The 16,301-nt window shown below is 71.3% G+C and carries 19 protein-coding genes; 7 read left to right on the plus strand and 12 right to left on the minus strand.

The features are described from left to right. Positions 1-39: 39 nt before the first annotated feature. Positions 40-879, minus strand: coding sequence for a type II secretion system minor pseudopilin (locus tag Q0044_RS06705; RefSeq protein WP_298160956.1), 840 nt, complete (start codon positions 877-879; stop codon positions 40-42). Then, positions 876-1,586, minus strand: a complete 711-nt coding sequence (locus tag Q0044_RS06710) for a type II secretion system protein GspJ (protein WP_366941106.1) — start codon at positions 1,584-1,586, stop codon at positions 876-878. The genes Q0044_RS06705 and Q0044_RS06710 overlap by 4 nt, the downstream gene beginning before the upstream one ends. Between Q0044_RS06710 and Q0044_RS06715 the strand changes: the two genes are divergently transcribed. Continuing rightward, positions 1,532-2,290, plus strand: coding sequence for a hypothetical protein (locus Q0044_RS06715; RefSeq protein WP_298160960.1), 759 nt, complete (start codon positions 1,532-1,534; stop codon positions 2,288-2,290). The two genes, Q0044_RS06710 and Q0044_RS06715, sit on opposite strands and share 55 nt — an antisense overlap. A gap of 10 nt (positions 2,291-2,300) precedes the next feature. Here the strand turns inward: Q0044_RS06715 and Q0044_RS06720 are convergent, their stop codons facing one another. The 4 genes from Q0044_RS06720 to gspL are packed head-to-tail and all read right to left on the minus strand — an operon-like array spanning position 2,301 to position 6,608. Beyond that, complete coding sequence (locus Q0044_RS06720) at positions 2,301-3,524, minus strand: type II secretion system F family protein (protein WP_298160962.1); 1,224 nt, start codon at positions 3,522-3,524, stop codon at positions 2,301-2,303. Continuing rightward, positions 3,524-5,011, minus strand: a complete 1,488-nt coding sequence (gene gspE / locus Q0044_RS06725) for a type II secretion system ATPase GspE (protein ID WP_298160963.1) — start codon at positions 5,009-5,011, stop codon at positions 3,524-3,526. The genes Q0044_RS06720 and gspE overlap by 1 nt, the downstream gene beginning before the upstream one ends. Beyond that, positions 5,008-5,478, minus strand: a complete 471-nt coding sequence (locus Q0044_RS06730; RefSeq protein ID WP_298160965.1) for a type II secretion system protein M — start codon at positions 5,476-5,478, stop codon at positions 5,008-5,010. The genes gspE and Q0044_RS06730 overlap by 4 nt, the downstream gene beginning before the upstream one ends. After that, on the minus strand, positions 5,475-6,608 hold the full coding sequence (gene gspL, locus Q0044_RS06735; RefSeq protein WP_298160967.1) for a type II secretion system protein GspL: 1,134 nt from the start codon (positions 6,606-6,608) through the stop codon (positions 5,475-5,477). Before gspL ends, Q0044_RS06730 begins: the two co-directional genes overlap by 4 nt. A 101-nt stretch (positions 6,609-6,709) precedes the next feature. On the opposite strand from gspL, the gene gspG reads away from it, so the two are divergent. Genes gspG through gspD form a run of 5 tightly spaced genes read left to right on the plus strand, consistent with a single transcriptional unit; the run spans position 6,710 to position 10,960 of the window. After that, a complete protein-coding gene (gene gspG, locus Q0044_RS06740; protein WP_298160969.1) occupies positions 6,710-7,174 on the plus strand; it encodes a type II secretion system major pseudopilin GspG in 465 nt (154 codons plus the stop codon). Then, positions 7,174-7,656 carry a prepilin-type N-terminal cleavage/methylation domain-containing protein gene (locus tag Q0044_RS06745; RefSeq protein ID WP_298160971.1) on the plus strand — a complete coding sequence of 161 codons (483 nt, stop codon included), beginning with the start codon at positions 7,174-7,176 and terminating at the stop codon, positions 7,654-7,656. Before gspG ends, Q0044_RS06745 begins: the two co-directional genes overlap by 1 nt. Beyond that, positions 7,653-8,012 (plus strand): type II secretion system minor pseudopilin GspI, encoded by a 360-nt coding sequence (gene gspI / locus Q0044_RS06750; RefSeq protein WP_298160973.1) that lies wholly within the window; start codon positions 7,653-7,655, stop codon positions 8,010-8,012. The genes Q0044_RS06745 and gspI overlap by 4 nt, the downstream gene beginning before the upstream one ends. Then, entirely contained in the window at positions 8,009-8,899 is an 891-nt protein-coding gene (locus Q0044_RS06755; protein ID WP_298160975.1) for a type II secretion system protein N, read from the plus strand. The genes gspI and Q0044_RS06755 overlap by 4 nt, the downstream gene beginning before the upstream one ends. 9 nt (positions 8,900-8,908) lie before the next feature. Then, on the plus strand, positions 8,909-10,960 hold the full coding sequence (gene gspD / locus Q0044_RS06760; protein ID WP_298160977.1) for a type II secretion system secretin GspD: 2,052 nt from the start codon (positions 8,909-8,911) through the stop codon (positions 10,958-10,960). On the opposite strand, the gene Q0044_RS06765 is transcribed toward gspD, so the two are convergent. After that, positions 10,957-11,673, minus strand: coding sequence for a hypothetical protein (locus Q0044_RS06765; protein WP_298160978.1), 717 nt, complete (start codon positions 11,671-11,673; stop codon positions 10,957-10,959). The two genes, gspD and Q0044_RS06765, sit on opposite strands and share 4 nt — an antisense overlap. A gap of 102 nt (positions 11,674-11,775) precedes the next feature. On the opposite strand from Q0044_RS06765, the gene mntR reads away from it, so the two are divergent. Then, positions 11,776-12,210, plus strand: a complete 435-nt coding sequence (mntR, locus tag Q0044_RS06770) for a manganese-binding transcriptional regulator MntR (protein ID WP_298160980.1) — start codon at positions 11,776-11,778, stop codon at positions 12,208-12,210. A 47-nt stretch (positions 12,211-12,257) separates the two neighbouring features. Here mntR and Q0044_RS06775 read toward each other — a convergent pair whose 3' ends face one another. Genes Q0044_RS06775 through Q0044_RS06795 form a run of 5 tightly spaced genes read right to left on the minus strand, consistent with a single transcriptional unit; the run spans position 12,258 to position 16,295 of the window. After that, a complete protein-coding gene (locus tag Q0044_RS06775; protein WP_298160981.1) occupies positions 12,258-12,521 on the minus strand; it encodes a DUF7957 family protein in 264 nt (87 codons plus the stop codon). Beyond that, the gene (locus Q0044_RS06780) at positions 12,518-12,982 is read right to left on the minus strand and encodes a hypothetical protein (protein ID WP_298160983.1); all 465 of its coding nucleotides are present in this window, start codon (positions 12,980-12,982) and stop codon (positions 12,518-12,520) included. The genes Q0044_RS06775 and Q0044_RS06780 overlap by 4 nt, the downstream gene beginning before the upstream one ends. A 51-nt stretch (positions 12,983-13,033) precedes the next feature. Beyond that, positions 13,034-14,374 (minus strand): sulfite reductase subunit alpha, encoded by a 1,341-nt coding sequence (locus tag Q0044_RS06785; protein WP_298160985.1) that lies wholly within the window; start codon positions 14,372-14,374, stop codon positions 13,034-13,036. Further along, the gene (locus Q0044_RS06790) at positions 14,371-15,546 is read right to left on the minus strand and encodes an FAD:protein FMN transferase (protein WP_366941107.1); all 1,176 of its coding nucleotides are present in this window, start codon (positions 15,544-15,546) and stop codon (positions 14,371-14,373) included. The genes Q0044_RS06785 and Q0044_RS06790 overlap by 4 nt, the downstream gene beginning before the upstream one ends. Then, positions 15,444-16,295 carry a DUF4198 domain-containing protein gene (locus Q0044_RS06795; protein WP_298160986.1) on the minus strand — a complete coding sequence of 284 codons (852 nt, stop codon included), beginning with the start codon at positions 16,293-16,295 and terminating at the stop codon, positions 15,444-15,446. The genes Q0044_RS06790 and Q0044_RS06795 overlap by 103 nt, the downstream gene beginning before the upstream one ends. Positions 16,296-16,301: the final 6 nt, after the last annotated feature.

A 16,301-nucleotide genomic window follows, 5' to 3' on the forward strand; every position in this document is an offset into this window, starting at 1 on the left:
GCAACTCGCAGCCAATGTTGCGAGCAGTCCGGCTTGCTCTTAACCCGCCGTGCGACGCCGCCCGGTCACCACCACGTCGACCGTACGGTCGCGGCGGATGCGGGCGATGCGGCTGTCGAGGGCCTGGGTCACGTCGCCGACGGTGACCGTGGTGATGACGCGGTAGTGGTTCGAGGTGAAGCCGGTCCCGGGCAGGCTCGGGGCGCCCTCGGTCGCGAGGTCGGCGGGGTTCAGCAGGCCGTTCCGGGACCGGACCGCCAGCAGTTTGCCGGCGACCTCGGCGTCGTTCGTCATCAGGGTCAGAAGCGGCAGGCCGACGGTGTTCAGATTGATCGTCGCGTCCCCGGGCAGGATGACGACATAGGGGGCCAGCCTGTCGAGATCGGCGCGGGGTACGCCCGCGGCGACGATCAGACTGTCGTCGGTCAGGGGGCCGGCGACGCGGACGACCGAGGCGATGCGGATCAGGGACGCCGGGTCGAGGCCCAGCGACGCCCCGATGGACTGGAACAGGGCGATCGGAGCCGCCTCGCCGGACTGCATGGTGTTGAGGTTGAAACGGCTCTGTTCGTCCTCGATGACGAGGGCGAAGCGGCCGCCGGGAACGGCAATGTCCTGCTGACCCAGCTGGGCCCAGGGTTCGGAGAGGTTGTCGGTTCCGGCCGCGACCAGGGCGTCGCGGCGCAGGGTGGTGACGGCCGAAAGCTCGCCCGCGCGGGCGTAGGCGTTGGCCTGGGCCGCGTCGCGCAGACGGGTGGACCGCTGGACCTCTATGTCCTGGGTCGAGACCATGATCAGGACTGCGACGCTGGCCACGGCGAGGACCAGCAGGACGTTGAGCAGGATCATGCCCTCGCGGCGGGTCAGCTTGAGCCTCATGGCGCGACGACCGGGAGCGCCGGCTCCATCAGCGGGATGGAGGCGACGCGACGCAGGGTGGCGGTCGGCTGGCCGTCGACGCCGGCCAGGGTGATGTCGAGCGCCACGGCGGTGACGCCTTCGTTGGGCGCAGGGCCGGTCGACAGGGGCCGACCGTCGGGACCGATCAACGGCAGGGCGGGCTGCTGCGGCTGGGGCCAGGCCTCAAGCCAGTCGCCACGACGCCGGTGGAAGGTCCAGCGCAGGCTTGAAACCTCGGTCAGCAGGGTCTGGACGCGCTCCCCGCCGGCTCCGGTGATTGTGCGGGTCAGAGCGTCGCCGTTGAGGTCATAGCGGACGGTGACGATGCCGCCGGTGATGTCGGCCTTCTGCAATGAAAGGGAGGCTGCGCCGCCCCCGAGCGAGCCGCTGATCTGGTCGAGGTCGGACGAGACGACCAGCATGGCGCGCTGGATCTCCGCCATCCGGCCGAGGCGGGTGTCGGTCCCGTCCTGGGTTCGCAGGACACTGTTCAGCAGGGTAAAGCCGGCGACGCCGATCAGGGCGAACAGGCCCATGGCGATCAGCACCTCGATCAGGGTGAAACCTTTACGACGGCGCTTCGCGAACCGCCCACGCGTGGTATCTGCGGCGCAGAACGGGAGGCGCGACGATGCTGAAGGTCTGGAGAACGCGAGAGGGCGAAGGCGGCCGGGCTGCGGGCGCATTTCAGTTCGAACGGCTGACGGTGAAGGTGACGCGCTGGCGCGTGGTCCTGGCCGGGGTCGGGGCCGGGGCATATGCCCTGGGCCTGATCGCCATGGCTCCGTCGGAGATCATCGTGGCGAAATCCTCCAACGGAGAACGGCAGGCCGTCGGGACCGTCTGGGCCGGCGAACGGGCCATGCCGGGCGGGTTCGGCGCGCGCTGGGCGGTGATGCCGGTGTCCTCGATCCTGCATCTGTCCGGAGCGGTGAGCCTGGGGCTCCGCGGACCCGATACGGCGGCCACGGGCCAGGTGCTGGCGCGGCCAGGACGGGTCCTCGTGCGCGACCTCGAGGGAACGGCGTCCCTGCGGTTGCTGAACGCCGTGGCTCCAAGCCTGCCGTTCGCCTGTTCCTCCATGCTGCGACTGGAGGTGGCCGCGTTGTCGCTGCGCGGATCGCCGCAAGGGGCAGGGACGATGACGAGCGGCCCGGCCGACTGCGCGCCGACGACGGGCGGGCCGGCTACGCCCATCCCGGGGCTGAACGGGACGATCTCGGCCGATGGGGCTGCCACGACCGTAGCCTTTGCACGGGCGGACTCGGGGGCCGAGGTCATGAAGGCGCGGGTGCAGGCGGACGGCGGACTGACGGCCTCGATCGAGCCGGGCGGCGTCGGCCTGATCCCGGGCGTCGGGGCGCCGGTGTCGATCGAGACGTCGCTGTAGGCCTCGATGCTCACAGCCCGGCGAGGTTGTTGAGGTTCACGATCGGCATGAGGATGGCCAGGACCATCAGCAGCACGATCCCGCCCATGACCAGAAGCACGCCGGGCTCGACCAGGGAGACGAGGGCCTGGACGAGGCTGTCCAGCTCCTGCTCCAGATCCTGGGCGGCGCGTTCGAGGCCGTGGCCCAGCTTGCCCGACTGTTCGCCCGCCGCGACGATGGCCAGCAGAAGGGGCGGGAAGACATCGGCCTCGGCCATGGCGCGGCGCAGGGACGAGCCCTCGCGGACCCGGGCGGCGACGAGGACGGCGCGCTCGCGGGCGAAGCGGTTGGGGGTGACGGCGGCGGAGGCCTGAAGCGCCTCGACCAGGGGCACGTCGGAGCGGACGAGGGTGGCCAGCGACCCGGCGAACCGGGCGGCGTTCAGGTGCTGGACGAAGCCGGCGAAGGGCGGGGTCTTGAGCAGGAATTCGGCGAAGCGGCGCGCGTTGGCCGGGACGGCCAGCCAGCGGTTCCAGCCGATGCCTGCGACGGCGAGGGCGATCAGCACATAGACGCCGAAGGTCTGGACGAAGGCCGAGAGGGCGATCAGGGCCCGCGTCAGGAAGGGCAGTTCGGCCCCGCGCGAGACGAACACCTTCACGATGTCCGGGACGACATAGATCATCATCAGGGTGATCATCAGCAGGGACACGCCCGCCAGCAGGGCCGGATAGAGGAGGGCCAACTGGACCTTGCGGCGGGCCTTCTCCTGATTGCCGACGAACTCGGTCAGGTGGGCCAGGACGGTCGAGAGCTTGCCCGACTGTTCGCCGGCCGCGATCGAGGCGCGGTAGAATTCGGGGAAGACCTTCGGATGGCGGGCCAGGGCCGAGGCGAAGCTGCGGCCCTCGAGGATTGCCGACCGGACGTCGGTCAGGACCACGCCGATAGGCTGGCCCTCGGTCTGCTGGGCGGCGATGCGCAGCGCCTCCTCGATGCGGATGTCGGAGCCGATCAGGGTCGAGAGCTGGCGAGTGACGGCCGACAGGGTTTTCGAGCTGATGCCCCGCTGGAAGATGACGATGCCTTTCGACAGGTCAGTCTTGCGGCGCTCGCCGGCCAGGGCGACGCTGGTCGGCAGCAGGCCGCGGTCGCGGACCAGCTGGCGCGCGCCGACATCTGAGGCGGCCTCGATCGTCCCCTTGTGGGGTTTGCCCTCGGCGTCGACGGCCTGGAAGGCGAAGACAGGCATCAGGCGTCCTCGCGAACCACGCGGGCGACTTCCTGGACGGAGGTCTCGCCGGCCATGGCCTTGGCGGCGCCGTCCTCCAGCAGGCCCGGACCGCGCTGGCGGGCGAGGCGGATCAGGTCGGCCTCGGCCGCGCCGTCGTGGATGGCCTGCTGCATCTCGCCGTCGATCTCGATGACCTCATAGACGCCGAGCCGGCCCCTGTAGCCTTCGCCCCGGCATTCGGGGCAGCCGACGGGGCGGAAGATGCGGGCCCCGACCGGGACCACGCCGCCGGTCATCTCGCTGTCGGCCGTGGTGGCCTCGGCCGGCGATTTGCAGTGGGGGCAGAGGCGACGGACCAGCCGCTGGGCGATCAGGCCCGACAGCATCGGGGCCAGCAGATAGCGCTCCACGCCCATGTCGATCAGCCGGGTCACGCTGCCGACCGCCGTATTGGTGTGCAGCGTCGACAGCATCAGGTGGCCGGTCATGGAGGCGCGCACGGCGACCTCGGCGGTCTCGTGGTCGCGGATCTCGCCGACCATGATGACGTCGGGGTCCTGACGCAGGATGGCGCGCAGGCCTCGGGCGAAGGTCAGGTCGATGCGGGCGTTGACCTGCATCTGGCCGATGCCGTCCAGTGCGTATTCGATCGGGTCCTCGACCGTCATGATGTTGCGGCGACGGTCGTTCAGCCGGGTCAGGGCGGAATAGAGGGTGGTGGTCTTGCCCGAGCCGGTCGGGCCGGTGACCAGAATGACCCCGTGCGGACGGGTGATCATCCGCTCGAAGGTCTCGAGGTCACGGTCGCTCATGCCCAGCTGGGCGAGATCGAGCGAGGTCGAGCCCCGGTCGAGCAGACGCAGGACGACGCGCTCGCCATGCTGGGACGGGATGGTCGAGACGCGGACGTCGACGTCGAGCCCGCCGATGCGCAGGGTGACGCGGCCGTCGTGGGGGACGCGCTTCTCGGCGATGTCCAGGCGGGCCATGACCTTGATGCGGCTGACCAGAAGGGGGGCCAAGGCGCGGGCGGGCTGGAGCACCTCCCGCAGGACGCCGTCGATGCGGAAGCGTACGACGAGCCGCTTCTCCTCGGCCTCGATATGGATGTCGGAGGCGCCGTCGCGGATGGCCTGGAGCAACAGGGCGTTGATCAAACGCACGACGGGGGCGTCGTCGCGGCTGTCCAGCAGGTCGTCGACGGCGGCGGCGTCCTCGGCCAGGGCGGCGAGGTCGTCCTCCGAGGCGGCATAGTCGGCGGCGGGCGCGGCCTCGCCGCCGGTCTGTTCGCGCAGGACCGCGTCGAACCGGTCGTCGTCGACGGCCTCGAAGGCGATGTCGCCGCCGTTGACGCGCCGGACCTCCAGCAGGGTCTCGAGGGTGGCGCTGCGGCGGTGCAGGCAGACGGGGTGGTCGCCGCCCCGCAGGATCATGGCCCCTCGCCGACGGGCGAACCCGTAGGCGAGGTTGGCGACCGGGGCTGCAGTGTCTTCGACGAGGCTCATGGTTGAATTACGCGCAGGGTGACGTCGACGACGCCTTCGGAGGCGGCGCGCCGGATGGTCACGGAGGACAGGGTCGCGCCGGAGGCCTCCAGGGCCGCCAGCCAGGGAATGACGGCGTCATAGCGGGCGCCGGTCACGCTGACCTCGGCCGAGCTGGCATCGCCGGTGACGGTGGGAACGATGCCGAAGGTCGCGGCCTGGACGGGGATGGCCTCCGGCAGCGGACCGGACAGGGCGGGGGTCGAGGTCGTGACCGCGCCGCCGGCGGTGCGGACGTCGACCAGAACCTGCTCATAGGCGGCGATCCGGCCGATGGCCGTGGTGCGGGCGTCGAGCAGGGGGCGCAGGATGGCCAGCCAGACCACGGCGATGACGATGAGGCCGCCGAGGAAGGCGATCATCACCTGTTCCCGGCGCGAGCGGGCGGCCATCCAGGCGGCGGCGCTGTCGAGGGCTGGAGACCTCATCCGGCGCCTCCCTGCGTGACTTGAATCGTGGCGTTGAGGCCGTTGGTGGCCTGGGCCGCGTCGACGGCGGCGGGGGCGCCGGTCGCGGTAAGGCCCGAGGCGTTCAGGGCGGCGACGGCGCGGTCGAGGGTGGCGGCGTCCGAGACTGCGACGCCGAGATCCAGCGAGCCGGGCGCATAGGTCGCCGTGTTGAACGCCACTGCGCCGGCTCCCGGCAGGGCGCCCGAGGTCTGGGCCAGCAGGCGGGTGAAGGGTCGGACCCCGCCACCGGCGGATGGCAGGATACGGTCCGCGGCGGCGACCAGATCGTCCTCGGCCGCGATCTGGGGCGCGACGGACTGGAGAAGCGTGCGGGCCTCCGCCTCCTTCTTTTCCGCCATGGTGTGCAGCAGCAGGGTGTCGATCCCGAGGATGCCGATATGGGCCAGGACGCCGATGCCGGCGACCAGAGCGATCGTCCGGGCGGCGGTCGGGGCGCCGGAGCGGGTGGCGGCATAGACGCCCTGACGCAGGTCGAGCGGCGGCAGGACGGCGACCGTCTCTCCCGTCGACCCGAGCAGGGCCGCCTCGCGTTCGACTCCGTCGGCCAGGGCCCCGGGCAGGGGGGCGCCGATGGTCTGGAGGCGGGGCCTTCCGGCGGCGGTCCAGGCCGCCTCGATGGCGGACAGCGGCAGGGCGAATCCGGCGCCGTTGTCGGTGCGGACGAGGGCGCGGTCGTGCTCCGCCTGCACCACCCAGCCGCCCGGCGACGGCATGGGCAGGGTCAGGGCGTCGGGCAGCAGGATCGCCGGTTCGAGCTCAGCCTCCGCCAGCAGTGCGATCCAGGACTGCATCCGTGTATGGCGAACCACGCCCGCGATGTGGCGGCGCGGCGCGACCTCCATCCCGAGAGCGAAATGCAGGGTGGCCAGAGGCTCGCCGACGGCGTCCTCCAGCGCATAGGCCAGGTTCGACAGGCGCTGGGCCCGCGTCGGGAAGGGCAGATCGACCGTCAGGGTCAGGACGTCTTCCGAGGGGACCAGAACCGTGGTCGGACCGGTGTAGGTCCGGTCGACTGCTATGATTCTGTCATCGACGATGCGCCATAAGCCTCGGCTCGGAAGGTTCGATCTGGCGGGTCGACCGAGCATTGGCGGAACTCAATAGAATGGCGTGGTCGGAGGCGTTGACCCGGTCTATAGCAGCGAAAACAAGCCTGTCGCCACTGGCTGCGTCGTTGAGAAAAAGTGTCATGATTACTTTGTCCAAGCGTCACAAGCGAAGCCGTAACCTTGATGCGCGGCGCGCCGGGCTGACTCTGGTCGAGATGATCGTGGTTCTGGCCATTATCGCGGTCGTCGCCGTGCTGATCGTGCCCAATGTGATCGGTCGCCCGGACGAGGCGCGGGTGACGGTGGCCAAGACCGATCTGAAGACCATCGCGACGGCCCTGCGGATGTACCGGCTCGACAACGGCGACTATCCGACGACGCAGCAGGGCCTGGCCGCCCTGGCGGGTCGACCGACGTCGCCGCCCGAACCGCGGGCCTATCCGGCCGAACCCTACCTGACCGAAGTGCCCACCGATCCCTGGGGCAAGGCCTATATCTATCGCAGCCCGGGTCTGGCCGGTCCCTACGACCTGTTGTCCTATGGCAAGGACGGCGAGGAGGGCGGCGAGAAGCTCGACGCCGACCTGAACGAGCGAACGCGCTGATGAGGGCTGTCGGGGGACAGATCCTGAAACGACGGTCGGGGATGACCCTCGTCGAGATCCTGGTGGTGCTCGCCATTGTCGGGGTGATGGCGGGCGTCGTCACCCTGGGCGTCGGCGCCGCCGATCGCGGCATGGGCGTCGAGACAGAGGCCAACCGTCTGGCCGACCGGTTGAGGCTGGCGGCCGACGACGTGCTGGTGACCCGCCGTCCCCTGTCTCTGGCCTTCGACGGCGAGGGCTACGGATTCGTGCGCGGCGACGCCGGCGCATCGGGCGTGGTGGACGCCCTGGCCGAGCGCCACGCCCTGCCGGACGGCGTCCGGATGGTCGGGCTGGGCGTCGCCTCGCCCGTGTCGATCGACCCCGACGGCGCCCAGCCGGTCGCAGCCTTCGGCCTGGCCAAGGGGGACCAGCGTTGGCGTGTGACCTTCGACGGACTGAATGCCGTGGCCGAACCGGTCTCCGAAGAGGCGCCGGCATGAGGCGCGACGGATATTCCCTGATGGAGGCGCTGGTCGCCCTGTTCATCCTGGCCATCGCTACGGTCGGGCTGACGCGCGCGACCCAGGCCCATGTCGACGGCGTGCGCGGGCTCGAGCAGCGCGTCGTCGCCCAGTGGGTGGCCGAGAACCGGCTGGTCGAACTCAATCTGGAAGGCCCCGCGCAGACGCCGGACGTCTCGGTCGTCCGCATGATGGACCGGGACTGGGACGTGCGGGTCGCGCGCAAGGCCACCGACGATCCGGATCTGGTGGCCGTGGACGTGGCCGTGTCGCCAGCGGGCGGTCGCGAGGCCGTCCGGCTGTCGGGCTTCGTCGACCGGGGAGCGGCGGCATGACCCCGGAACGCAGGGACGAGATCGCGCTGAGGGTGGTCAGCGTCGTGGTCGTGGGCTCGCTGGCCCTGGCCCTGGCGGGCCTGACCTGGCGGCTGACCGGCTGGGACGACGGGCGGGACGCGGTGGCCGTGGCCGAAAGCCTCGCGCCCTTGGGCGGCGCGGCTGCGCCCGGCGCGGATGCCGACGTGGCGCGGATCGTGTCGCTGGCCCCGTTCGGCGGCGCGACGGCGGCGGGGGGCCTGCCGGCCTCGACCCTCGGTCTGGTGCTCAAGGGCATACTGATGGCGGATACGCCCGGAGCGTCGACCGCCCTGATCGCGGTCGGTGAGGGACCGGCGGCCATCTATGGTGTGGGCCAGACCCCGGTCGGCGACGCGGTCATCGAGTCCATAGAGGTCGATCATGTGATCCTGTCGTTCGGCGGCGCACGCCAGCGACTGGACTTCCCCGAGCCCGTGGCGATCGATCCGGTCGCCGTGTCGGGTGCGACCCCGGGCGCAGGGATCACCGTGACCCCGGTTCAGCCTGCGCCATCACCGGAAGCGGCGGCCCCGGCTATGTCTTCAGCCGCGGCCGGTGCGGCCGCAGCGGCTCCGCCCGCGCCGCGCGCCCCCGGTCCGGGCGGGCCCCCCAATGTCGGCGCCGCAGCGGGTGCTGCCGGCGTGACCGCGACGGCCTCCGGCTATCGCATCGGGCCCAATCCCTCGCCCGAACTGCGCCGCTTCGGCCTGCAGCCCGGCGATGTGATCGAGACGCTCAACGGCCAGGCGGTCGGCGACGCGGCCTCGGATCAGCAGCTGTTCGAACGCGCCCGGTCCGCCGGACAGGCGCGCGTGGTGGTCGTCCGTGACGGCCGCCGCCTGACCCTCAACTTTCCCCTTCGCTAGGAGCCCGGCGTGACGAAGTTTCTCCGCCTGACAACCACCAGCGTGCTGGCCCTGAGCCTCGCCGCCGGCCCCGTGGGGTCCGCCTCGTTCGCGCAGACCGTCGCGCCGGCACCGGTCGCCATGCAGGACGTGGTCATCAACATGCGCGGCGCCGACATCAAGGACGTCGCCGAGCAGGTCAGCCGCATCACCGGCCGCACCCTCGTGCTCGATCCGCAGGTGCAGGGCCAGGTCAACGTCGTCTCGGCCGAACCGCTGAGCCGCAACGGGGTGTGGGAGCTGTTCCTGTCGGTGCTGCGGACCTCGGGCTTCGCGGCCGTGCGCAGCGGCAATGTCTGGCGCGTCGTGCCCCAGGCGACGGTGGTCCAGAGCGGCGCCTCGGAGACCGGCGCGGCCAGTTCCAACCAGCAGATCGTGACGCGGCTGATCCGCCTGCGGAACCTGCCCAGCGACCAGGCCGTTCGGGCCCTGCGTCCCCTGGTGTCCTCCTTCGGCGCCATCGAGGCCCTGACTGAGCCCAACGGCGTCGTGGTCACCGACTATGCCGAGAACATCCGCCGGGTGCAGCAGCTGGCTGCGACGCTCGATCAGGGCGGCGGGACTTCCTTCGACAGCATCGCCCTGCGTTACGCCTCGGCGACCGAGGTCGCGGCCTCGGTCAGCGCCCTGCTGGGGTCGGACGCCGGCGGCCCGCGCGTGACGGCCGATGAACGGTCGAACGTGCTGCTGATCCGGGGCGACGCCGCCGATCTGGCGCAGGCGCGGTCGATCGTCCAGGCCCTGGACACGCCGGGTGGAGCGACGCCGGTGACGCGGGTCGTCCGCCTGAGGAACTCCGACGCCGAGTCGATCACCGAGATCGTCCGCGGCCTGCTGGGCGGCGAACCGTCGGCGACCAATCCCGTGGCGCGGTCGCTGCGGAACAACACCGGACTGGCGAGCCTGAGCGCCTCGAACCGCGACACGGCGGCCATGGCGGCCAGCGCGCTCTCGGCCTCGGGCGAGGGGGCTACGGCCTCCCAGCCGGCCTCCGGATCGGTGGCGCGGCCCGAGGGCTTTACTGCAGACGGCGTGACCGTCCAGGCCTCGCCTGAGCTGAACGCGGTGGTCATGCGCGGTCCGCCGGCGACCGTCGACATGCTCGAGGACGTCATCAGCCAGCTCGACCTGCGTCGCGCCCAGGTCAAGATCGAGGTCGCCATCGTCGAGATCACCGGCGAGCTGGGCGAACAGATAGGGGTGCAACTGGGCCTCGGCGGGGCGGTTCCGGACGACGGCGTCATCGGCGGGACGGGCTTCTCCAACGCCGGGACCGATCTCGGCACGGTGTTGACGGCGCTCGGCTATCCGGCCGGCCGTCTGCTCGGCGCGGGCCTGTCGCTGGCGGCGGGGTCGGAGGGCGACTTCGGCCTGCTGCTTCAGGCCGTGGGCACCAACAATGCAGCCAACCTGCTGTCCTCGCCCAGCATTACGGTGCTGGACAACGAAGCGGCGGAGATCGTGGTCGGCCAGAACGTGCCGTTCCGGACCGGCAGCTTCGCCACTGACGGCAACTCGACCAACCCCTTCACCACCATCAGCCGCGAGGATGTGGGCCTGACCCTGAGGGTCGTGCCGCGCGTGCATGAGGGCGGGGTGGTGCGTCTCGAGGTGTCGCAGGAGATCTCGTCCCTGGTCCCGACGGCCGTGATCGGCGCGGCGGATCTGATCACCAATCGCCGCAGCCTGCAGACCTCGGCCCTGGCGGACGACGGCGAGACGATCGTTCTGGGCGGGCTGGTCACCGACGACCGCCAGACCGCCAACAGCCGGGTGCCGGGCCTGGGCAGTCTGCCTCTGGTCGGCGCCGCCTTCCGCTCGCGCCGCGACAGCCAGACACGGCGGACCCTGTTCATCTTCCTGAAGCCGACGATCCTTCGTGACAGCGCCTCGGTCGCGGCCGATGCGCGGGAAGCCTACGACCGGCTGCGCCGCTCGGAGCCGGTACGGATCGATCCGACACGGCCCGAATCCATCGCGCGCGACCCCCGGCTTCAGCCCGAGGTGGATGAGGTCTTCTAGCCGCGGGGTTCGTTGACCCGGGGGATGACCAGGTCGGGATCGGCCTCGGCACCCTCGACCGGGCGCGAGGCGGGCCGGCGCTGGTCGGTCAGGCGCAGCAGGGGGGCGGCGATCCGCGCGCGTTCTTCGGCGCGGCGATAGACGGTCTGGCCGCCGAACAGGGCTGTGGCCCCGGCCAGCGCGCCGCCGAAGAAGATCAGCAGGGCGGTGACAGCGCCGTCCCACCAACGGTCCTTGCCATAGACGGCGGTCGGCGCGGCGACGGTCGCCGCCGGAAGCGGGGGTCGGGCGGTGACCGGCTCGGCCAGGGTCATCAGCGACCCGCCGCGCGCCAGTATCATCGGCACATTGGCGCGCGGGACGACGGCATAGGCCCCGGGGCCGGTGCGCATCAGGGCGATGTCCTGATCCAGCAGGGCCGAGCCGAAATCCCTGAGCAGGGCATCCGACGAATACCAGCCGTCGGCGCGGAAGGTGACGAGGCCGTCCACGGCCGGGTCGATTGTGACGTCCCAGGCGAGGGCCCCGCCGACAATGTCCTGGGCCGCCTCGGCGACGGGGGTGTCGGTGAAGCTGAAGACATAGAACTGCAGCGGCTCGGCGGCGGCTGGAACCGGAGCTGTCGCGGGGGCCTGGGCCAGCGCCGGGGCGGCGACCAGCATCAGGGCCAGAAGGGCGGGGCAGATCAGGCGCATCGGAAGTCTCGATACCATGCCGGTCCCATGCCCAGATAGGACGACAGGACGATGAAATCGCTCGCGGCCTCGTCTAGGGTGGCCGGGCGCGAACCTCCCCGTGCGATTCAGGAGACCTCCGTGGTCCAGGTTCCCGGCGCCGCCCGACGCGCCGCCGCCTTTCGCCGAATGCGCGACGCCCGCTCCAGCGAGGTGGCGGAGGACTATGTCGAACTGGTCGGCGATCTGATCGCGGAGATGGGGTCGGCGCGGCTGACGGATCTGGCGGAATGCCTCGGCGTGGCCCCCGCGACGGCGGCCAAGGCCCTGCAACGCTTGCAGCGCGACGGACTGGTGGAGACCAGGCCCTATCGCTCGATCACCCTGACGCCCGCCGGCGAGACGATGGCGGCGGCGTCGCGCGAGCGGCACCGGATCGTGCATGAATTCCTGATCGCCCTCGGCGTCACCGGAGAGACCGCCGAGGCCGATGCCGAGGGGATCGAGCACCACGTCAGCCCCGAGACCCTCGCCCTGTTTGAAAACATGACGCAGCGGCTGCGGCAGGGCGGTTAGGTCGACCGGACCGCCCCTCGGAGCGGGCCGCAACGGCGTCGCGCCCGCTATTTGAGGAAGGCGCTCGTCCGCACTGCACCGGTGCCGAGATCGATGTTGAAGGCCAGACCCTGAAAACTGTCGGCGGTCAGCACCCCGTCCTCCAGCCGCATGGCCACGAAGGCGTCCTGACCCTCGCCCTTCGGCGGGTGGGCGATCCAGCGGCGGCGACCGGTCGAATGCAGGCGGGCAATGGTTCCGCGCTCATCTTCGGGCGCGGACAGGCCGTGGAGGACCAGGCGGTCGCCGTCGGGCAGTTCGATCTGCGTCATGGGAGGGGGATCGGGTCGGAGAAGCTCTCGGCCGGGATGAGTTCGAGGAGCTGGACCTGCCGGCCGCCGCCGGGCTGGTCGAAGGCGGGGGCGGCGATGCCGACCTTCATCAGGGTTCCGGCGGGTACAGTGACCACGGAGTAGAATTCGGCGGTGTTGGCGGGCGGCAGGGCCATGGCCTCGCGCACGCCCTGCGAAGACGTCGGCTGGACCGGCGAAAGCCAGGCCCCGAGCCGGTTCGCCCCGCCGCCGTAGGCCCGGTAGAAGGTCATGACCCGGTCGGTCCGGACCTCCTCGACCGGCCCGGCCCAGGCCTCGACGAGGACGGAGGAAGCGGGGGCGGCGTAGGTCGTGGGCGCGGCGACGGTGGTACAGCCCGCCAGACCCAGAGTCAGCGCGGCCACAAGCATCATGACCGGCGTCAGCAGCCAGTCGCGCGTCGCCGCCCTGAAGGTCGTCATCGTCGTCTCCCCGTTCCCGAACGGAGGCTACACCGCCGTCGGCGTCAGCGGCTAGTAGACGTCGCGGCGATAGCGGCCGGTTTCGACGAGGTCGCGCAGCGTCTCGCCGCCGAGCACGCTTTCCAGCGCCGCGTTCACGCCTCCTGCCATGCCTTCGAGACTGCCGCAGACATAGATTGCAGCACCGCGCGCGACCCAGTCGCGGACGGTTTGCGCCTCGGCCTCGATCACCGCCTGGACATAGCGGCCGTCGCCGGGATCGCGGGAGAAGGTGCGATCGAGACGGGTCAGGGTTCCGTCGGCCAGCCAGCCCTGCAGTTCGGCGTCGTGGAGGCTGTCATGGGCGACGGTGCGCTCGCCGAACATCAGCCAGGCCCCGCCGGTCGCTGCGGCGGCGGCGCGGGTCTTCAGGTGGGACCGCAGGCCGGCCAGGCCCGTGCCGTTGCCGATCAGGATCAGCGGCGTGGCGGCGTCCGGACCGTGGAAGGCGCGGTTGGGGCGGAGGCGCATCGGCACCGTCTCCCCGACCTGGAGCGTCCCGGTCAGCCGGCCGGAGGCGAGGCCGGGCGTTCCGTCGGGACGGCGCATCAGGCGGATCAGGAACTCGGCGCGGCCGTCCGCGGGCAGGGAGGCGATGGAGTATTCGCGGGGGACGAGGCCCCCTTCGGGCGAGGGCACGCCGACCTCGACGATGTCGCCGGCGACCCACTCCAGGACGCCGTCCACCGGCGCAAAAGCCAGATGCCAGACGCCTTCGCCGGGGCTGCCGGGATTGAGCAGGCGGCGCTCGACCAGACGCCAGTCGGCATAGGCGGGCGGGGCCCAGTCGGGGGCGGCGACGCTGCCGGTCAGTCGGGTGAGTTCGCCCTGCCAGCGACGGATCGCGGCGGTGTCTCCGTTGTCGACCTCGACCGCATCGAACAGGGGTTGGGCGCCCGCAGCGCGCAGCCAGCCGTCCAGTGCCCGACCGAAGCCGCAGAACTCTGCATAGCTCTGGTCGCCGAGGGACAGCAGGCCGTAGCGGACCCCCGCCAGATTGGTCTGGCCCTTCATGACCTTGCGGACGAAGCCGGAGGCGCTGTCGGGCGCGTCGCCCTCGCCGGTGGTCGAGGCGATGAACAGGACGCGCGCAGCGGTCTTCAGGTCGGCGGCCTCGATGTCGGCGAAGGATGCCACCCGGACGGGCTGGCCGGCGTCGGCAAAGGCCTTTCGGGTCATCCCGGCCAGTTCATCGCCGAAACCGGTCTGGCTGGCGACGGCGATCAGGGTCGAGCCGGCCTCGACGGCGGGGACCGCCTTCCTGCGAAACCGCCAGACGGTCCAGCCGGTGAGCACGAGCCAGACGACGACAGTCGCGACCGCCCACAGCCAGCGGATGGGCTCGTCGCTCACGCCGCTTCGTCCTCGTCCATCATGGCGATGAAGGCGGGGGTCAGGTGTTCGACGACGCCGTCCGGCGCGCGGACCACCATCTGTGCAGCGAGACCGTAGGCCTCGGCCAGGCCGGGACCCTGGTCCGGCCCCATCACGGTCAGGGCGGTGGCCCAGGCGTCGGCGATCATGGCGCTGGCGTGGAAGACGGTGACGGAGGTCACGCCGTTGTCGATCGGCCGGCCCGTCTTGCCGTCGAGGGTGTGCGGATAGACCTGGCCTTCGTGCTCGAAGGCGCGGCGCCAGTCGCCGGAGGTGGCGACGGCGATGTCCACGAGGGCGGCGACAGTGCGCGAGGACGGCGCGCCGGGCGGCTCCTCCAGTCCGATCCACCAGGGCTGGCCGTCGGGCTTGACGCCGGCGCCGCGCATCTCGCCGCCGATCTCGACCAGGTGGGAGGTGGCGCCGAGCCTCGTCAGGGCCTCGCAGACGCGGTCCACCGCATGACCCTTGGCGATGCCCGAGAAGTCCAGCCTCATCCCGCCGGGCTGCATCGCCCCGCGCGCATCGCGGTTCAGCCGCAGCCTCTGCCAACCGCTGACGGTCAGGGCCTGGGCGATCTCCTCGTCCGTGGGGATCGCCGGGGCGGTGCGCGGACCCGGAGGCCCGAAGCCCCAGAGGTCGACGAGGGCGCCCAGGGTCGGATCGACTGCGCCGTCGGTGTCGTCGGCGAGGTTCATCGAGGCTTCGAGCACGGTCCAGAACGTCTGCGACAGGGCCCAGACCCCGGCAGGCGCGGCGTTGAAGCGGGATATCTCGCTGGACCGCTCCCAGGGGCTGAAGGCGGCAATGGTCGCATCCAGCTCGGACCGGACGGCCGCCGTCAGGGTGGCGTCATCGATCGCGGCCGGTGCGACGGCGCAGACGGACCAGGTCGTGCCCATGCTCTCGCCGCCCAGGCGTCGGACCTCATCGCCCGGCGGGCGGGACGGCGGAGCGCTCATCGGCGGGATCAGGACGCGGGTCGCCGCCCGCTCGTCCGCCTGGCGGAGGTCGAGCGGCGGCGGCGCGCCGCGCGATCCGCCCAGGGTCAGGGCAGGACCTGCAGGACGGCGGTGTACTGGGCCGAGGCGACCGGCGGGCCGCCGCGACCTTCGTAGCCGGTCGGGGCCGGGGCCGACGGATCGCGCCATGAGGTGTTGACCCAGTACATCCCGGCCTCGGGCCAGGTGATCGAGACCTTGCCGTCGGCGTCGGTCCTGACGGTCATCTCTTCCGGGTTGTCGCGATACTGCAGACCCCCACGCGCCACGATGACGTCGGCGTCGGCATAGGGCTGTCCGTCCTTCAGAAACTGGAAGACGCCCGCCTCGCCGGCCACCAGGTCGTTCGGGTGGGTCACGGGAACCATCTCGATGCCGACGCCGGTCGGGGCGAAGACGGTCATGGTCGGCTCGCCCAGGGTCACGAAGGTCTCCAGTCGGTTGGCGCTGGGGGCCGAGACGACATCGGTGGCTCCGGCCGGGATGTTCGCGGCCAGGTCGGCGGCGGGTCCGCGCCAGCGACCGGGCGTTCCGTTCAGGGTCCAGGCCGCATTCACGCCGACCGAGCCGTTGGCGATCTTCCAGGTGCCGGGCTTGTTGATCTCGACGTCGAAGGTGGTGCGATAGGCACCCTGCGTCAGATTGGCGGCGGCGCCAGCCGAGCCGTCCGGGGCGGTGATGACGAGGCTCTGGGGCGACAGGCGCAGCGGCGCGTGGTCAGCGATGAACACGCCGTTCGAGGCGCCGGCGTCGAACGAGACCCAGAAGCTGTCGCCCGACAGGACGGTGTGCGACGGCATCAGCCAGCCGCGGTGAGCCTGGGCGGACATCGGAGCGACGACGGCGGCCAGGACGGCCAGGGCGGCCAGGGCTTTCGTGGGAAGGACGAACTTCTTCATGCGACT

The sequence above is a fragment of the Brevundimonas sp. genome (assembly GCF_027484365.1).
GTDB lineage: Bacteria > Pseudomonadota > Alphaproteobacteria > Caulobacterales > Caulobacteraceae > Brevundimonas.